The 4148-nt window shown below is 69.3% G+C and carries 1 protein-coding gene and 2 pseudogenes (2 of these 3 only partly in view); all 3 read left to right on the forward strand.

Annotated elements, in window-relative coordinates:
- Positions 1-1419, forward strand: a pseudogene (locus tag K789_RS22375) (molybdopterin molybdotransferase MoeA); it begins 55 nt to the left of the window's first position.
- Between the two features lie 76 nt (positions 1420-1495).
- Positions 1496-2368 carry a formate dehydrogenase accessory sulfurtransferase FdhD gene (gene fdhD / locus K789_RS0105300; RefSeq protein WP_024365851.1) on the forward strand — a complete coding sequence of 291 codons (873 nt, stop codon included), beginning with the start codon at positions 1496-1498 and terminating at the stop codon, positions 2366-2368.
- Positions 2369-2471: 103 nt separating this feature from the next.
- Positions 2472-4148: pseudogene (locus tag K789_RS22380) on the forward strand (alpha-mannosidase) (it continues 1354 nt past the right edge of the window).

The following is a 4148-nucleotide window of genomic DNA, read 5'->3' on the forward strand; positions in this document are numbered from 1 at the left end:
CCCCTGCCGATGGTCCGGCCGAGGCAGTTGCCGGCCGCGCCGAGGACGGTTCGGCCGCAACGCCCGGCGAACCGGAACCGCATCGGCACCTCGCGCACACCTGGCCGGAAGCCTGGCAACTCGCCTTCGACTGCGCAACGCCCATCCCCGCCGCACCCGTTGTCCTTCGTGCCGCCTTGGGGAGGACGCTTGCCGCCGACGTGGAAGCGCTTGTGGACATGCCGCATTACGCTTCCTCCGCCATGGACGGCTGGGCCGTCAACGGCAGCGGACCATGGATCCTCGCGGAGCCCGGCCAGCGGCTGGCCCCGCACCAGGCAAGCCCGATCGTCACTGGCGGGCTGATGCCGGCCGGAGCGAAGGCCGTGCTGCGCAGCGAAAGCGGCAGGATTGCCGCCGACGAGGACGGGCTCCCGGTCCTGCAGCTCGGCGGCGCCGCCAAGCCCGGCGAGCCGCGCAACGGCGAACACGTCCGGAACGCCGCTCAGGAAGCCGCCGCCGGCGAAATGCTGATCAAGCGCGGCACTGTGCTCAACCCCGCCCACCTGGCCCTCGCAGCACTCGCCGGGCACGACAGCCTCCCGGTCCTGGGCAAAGCCGTGGTCCGGCTGGTGTTCACCGGCTCCGAGGTCGTCACGGCGGGGATCCCGCAGCCGGGGGAGGTGCGCGACACCTTCGGCCCCCAGCTGGCGGGGGTCGTGGAAATGCTCGGGGGGAGCTGTACCGGCGAAACGAAGATTGGCGACAGCTACACGGAGTGGCTCGCCGCCCTCGAGGACACCGACCCGGGGACTGCCTCGCCGGGGGCGCTTTCCGGTGGTTCCGTCGCTGAGCTGTCGCCCGCCGACGTCGTCATCACCACGGGCGGCACCGGCCGGTCCGGCACCGACCACCTTCGGCGTGCGGTGGCCGAGCTCGGCGGACGGCTGCTGATCGACGGCATCGCCATGCGCCCGGGCCATCCCGCCGTGCTGGCAGAGCTGCCGGACGGCAGGTTCATCATCGGGCTGCCGGGCAACCCGCTTGCGGCCATGATGGCACTGTCAACCATCGGGGCGCCGCTCCTGGCGGCGCTGGGGCACCGGCCCCTGCCGCCCGTCACCGAGGTGCCGTGCGGCTCCACGATTGACACGGACCCCGGCCGGACGCGGCTCATGCCGTTCCGGCTCCTCTACGGCATGGCTTCTCCGGCGCAGCACACCGGCCCGGGAATGATGCGCGGACTGGCCGCAGCCGACGGCGTACTGGTGGTCCCGCCGCATGGGGTGCAGCTGGGCGAACCCGTCCCGGCCTTCGCCCTTCCCTGGGGGTCGCCCCTTCCGGACCTGGCGGCGGCGAAAGAAAGAGCCGCCCCCAAACGGTCCGCCCGGAAGCCTGCCGNNNNGCGGGCCTGTGGACTGGAGTGAACTGCTGGGCTGACACCCGGTCTTTAACGCGCGCTGGCCACCCGGCCCAGTGCTTGCCATGATGGAGCTATGTTGGTTAGGAGTACCTGATGGGCCGAGTCACGCAGCGCCGCAAGGTGCACAAGTATGTCCTGGACGGATCCCCCCAGGCTCTCGAATTCCCGGTAAGGCACCGGGAGGATGTGCTCGCCGTCGAGGAGCCGCTGGAAATCCGGATCGGCAGCCTGTCCTTCTCCGTCACCATGCGGACCCCGGGGAACGACTTTGACCTCGTAGCGGGCTTTCTCGTCTCCGAAGGCGTTATCTGGAGCCCCGAACAGCTCGTCTCGCTGCGGTTCTGCGCCGGCGAGGACGAAGACGGCGTCCAGACGTTCAACGTTGTGGAAGCCCAGCTGCGGCCCGACGTCGTCCGCCCCGACACCGGGCGGAACGTCTACACCTCCAGCTCGTGCGGCATCTGCGGCACGGATTCGATTGAGGCAGTGCACAAGTCCTCGCATTTCAGCCCTGCCGACGATCCGCTGGTGGTCCCCGTGGCCACGCTCGCGGCCCTTCCGGACCAGTTGCGGGAAGCCCAGGCTGTTTTCGACGTCACCGGCGGTGTGCATGCCGCCGGCCTGTTCCGGACCGCCGCCGACGGCTCCGCCGAGCTGCTGTGCCTGCGTGAGGACGTGGGTCGCCACAATGCCGTGGACAAGGTGGTCGGCTGGGCCCTGCGCGAGGGCCTGTTGCCGCTGCGCGGAACCGTGCTCCAAGTTAGCGGACGGGCGTCGTTCGAACTGGTGCAGAAGGCTGCCCTGGCCGGCATTCCCGTCCTGGCCGCGGTCAGCGCGCCGTCGAGCCTGGCCGTCGAGCTGGCCGAATCCAGCGGCATCACCCTGGCCGGCTTTAGCCGGGGTACCTCGCTGAATGTGTATGCGGGCGCCCGCCGCGTGGCCGTGCCCGCACCCGTCGGCGGCTAGCGTCCCCTGGACGCCGCTTGGCCTGGGGCTGGCGGCGACGTAAGTTTTATCCATCGATTGGATGCATTTCAGCGTCATCCACGCCAGCGCTAAGAGGAACACATTGCACGACGACCGCCGTCTCACGGAAGTCCGGCTGGACCGCTTTGTCCGCGAACGCATCGTCCCCGCGGTCTACCCGCGCACCATGCCGCTCACCCTGAGCAGCTGGGATGTCCCGGATGAGCCCGTTCCGGTTATGGACGCGCTCCGGCAACAGTTCACGCCCCAGGAGCACGGAGCGGCCTGGGGGCGCCCGTGGAGCACGAAGTGGTTGCGGCTGCAGGGGCAGGTTCCGGACGGCTGGGGAACGGCAGCGGACACCTCCGTGGAAGTGATCGTCGACCTGGGCTTCAGCAGTGACCTTCCCGGGTTCCAATGCGAGGGCATCGCCTGGCGGCCGGACGGGACCATCGTCAAGGCCATCTCCCCGCGCAACCAGTACATTCCGCTGAAGCTCCTGGGCAGCGGGATGTCCGTCGATTTCTACGTCGAGGCGGCCGCCAACCCCGATCTGTCGCAGGGCTGGACCTTCGCGGCCACCCCCTATGGCGACAAGGCGACCTCGGGCGAGGAACCGAAGTACCGTCTCGGCCGGATCGTCATCGCGGAGCTCAACCAGGCAGTCTGGGAACTGCAACAGGACATCTGGACCCTTAGCGGCCTCATGCACGAGCTGCCGATGGAGCTCCCCCGCCGTCACGAAATCCTGCGCGCGCTGGAACGCATGCTGGACGTCATGGATCCCGATGACGTGCCGGGTACGGCGGGCGCGGGGCGCGAGGCCCTGGCCGGCGTCCTGGCCCGGCCGGCCTACGCCTCGGCCCACCGACTGCTCGCCACCGGACATGCGCACATTGACTCCGCCTGGCTCTGGCCCGTCCGCGAAACGATCCGCAAGTGCGCCCGCACCTTCTCCAACGTGGTGGCGCTAATGGACGAGGATCCCGGGTTCGTGTTCTCTTGCTCCTCGGCGCAGCAGCTGGCCTGGATCAAGGAGCTGTATCCGGAGCTGTTCGGCCGGATCCGGGAGAAGGTCGCCACGGGCCAGTTTGTCCCCGTGGGCGGCATGTGGGTGGAGGCGGACACCAATATGCCCGGCGGAGAGGCCATGGCCCGCCAGTTCCTGGAAGGGAAGAGCTTCTTCCTGGCCGAGTTCGGCGTGGAATGTGAGGAAGCGTGGCTTCCGGACACCTTCGGCTATTCGGCAGCCATGCCGCAGATCGTCAAGGCCGCCGGCAGCAAGTGGTTCCTGACCCAGAAGATCTCCTGGAACCAGGTCAACCGGATGCCGCACCACTCCTTCAACTGGGAGGGGATCGACGGCACCCGGCTCTTCACGCATTTCCCGCCGGTGGACAGCTACAGCTCGGAGCTCAGCGGCCGGGAGCTAGCCCACGCCGAGCGGAACTACCGCGACCACGGCCGTGGCACTACCTCGCTGGTCCCGTTCGGCTACGGCGACGGCGGCGGCGGCCCCACCCGCGAGATGCTGGCAGCGGCGCGCCGCACCGCGGACCTGGAGGGGTCGCCGAAGGTGGAACTCGGATCGGCGGCCAGCTTCTTCGCCACCGCCCAGGCCGAGTACGAGGCGCTCCCTGTCTGGGTCGGTGAGATGTACCTCGAACTCCACCGCGGCACGTACACCAGCCAGGCGAAGACAAAACTGGGCAACCGGCGCAGCGAACACCTCCTGCGGGAGGCCGAACTTTGGTGCGCCACGGCCGCCGTTCGCGCCGGG

The organism is Arthrobacter sp. TB 26 (assembly GCF_000427315.1).
Lineage (GTDB): Bacteria > Actinomycetota > Actinomycetes > Actinomycetales > Micrococcaceae > Arthrobacter.